The sequence below is a fragment of the Alcanivorax sp. HI0083 genome, from assembly GCF_001635175.1.
On sequence record NZ_LWFX01001764.1, the window covers coordinates 1 to 1201 of the forward strand.

At 59.0% G+C, this 1201-nt stretch carries 1 protein-coding gene; it reads left to right on the forward strand.

The annotated features are described in order from the left end of the window. Nucleotides 1-115: 115 nt before the first annotated feature. On the forward strand, nucleotides 116-1150 hold the full coding sequence (gene recA / locus A3754_RS25600; RefSeq protein WP_063521707.1) for a recombinase RecA: 1035 nt from the start codon (nucleotides 116-118) through the stop codon (nucleotides 1148-1150). Nucleotides 1151-1201 lie beyond the last annotated feature (51 nt).

Consider the following 1201-nt stretch of genomic DNA (forward strand, 5'->3'; position numbering starts at 1 on the left):
CCAATGCTGTTCATAATACTGTCCATATTGCCAGCACTGGCCGAAAGGTCAGATGAGACAGATCAGATACGGTTGGCGTCAATGAATGACGCGCCGAAAACGGAGAGGGGTCACAATGAGCGATAAAGGTAAGGCGCTGTCCGCTGCGCTGTCACAGATTGAGCGCCAATTCGGCAAGGGTTCCGTCATGCGCATGGGTGATCGCAAGCGCGAGCGCATGCCGTCCATCTCCACCGGCTCGCTGGGGCTGGACGTTGCCCTGGGTATTGGCGGGTTGCCCAAGGGGCGGATCGTGGAAATCTATGGCCCTGAATCCTCTGGTAAAACTACCCTGACCCTGAGCGTGATTGCCCAGGCCCAGAAAAAAGGCGCCACCTGTGCCTTTGTGGACGCGGAGCACGCGCTGGACCCGGATTACGCGGAAAAGCTGGGTGTTAACGTGGATGACCTGATCGTCTCCCAGCCGGATACCGGCGAGCAGGCGCTGGAAATCACCGACATGCTGGTGCGCTCTGGTGCAGTGGACGTGGTCATCGTGGATTCCGTGGCGGCCCTGGTGCCGAAAGCGGAAATTGAAGGCGAGATGGGTGACACCCACGTGNGGCTGCAAGCCCGCCTGATGAGCCAGGCGCTGCGTAAAATTACCGGTAATGTGAAAAACGCCAATACGCTGGTGGTGTTCATTAACCAGATCCGCATGAAAATTGGCGTAATGTTCGGTAACCCGGAAACCACCACCGGCGGTAATGCGCTGAAATTCTACTCCTCCGTGCGTTTGGACATCCGCCGTATCGGCGCAGTGAAACAAGGGGACGAAGTCACCGGTAACGAAACCCGGGTGAAAGTGGTCAAGAACAAGGTGTCGCCGCCGTTCCGTCAGGCCGAGTTCCAGATTCTCTACGGTCAGGGGATCAACCAGCTAGGCGAAGTGCTGGACCTGGGCGTGCAGCAGGGTTTGGTGGATAAATCTGGTGCCTGGTACGCCTACAAGGGCGACAAGATCGGCCAGGGCAAACAGAACGCTTGTGAGTATCTGCGTGAGAACCCGGCCATTGCCGAAGAAATCGAGACGGAAATCCGCGCCCGCTTGCTGCCGGACCCCACCTCGGAAGCGCCAGTGGAAGAGGACGCTGCGGCTGACGATGAGTGAACCGCTGACGGAGGCCGAGCTGCGCCAGCGGGCTGTTGCCCTGCTGGCCCG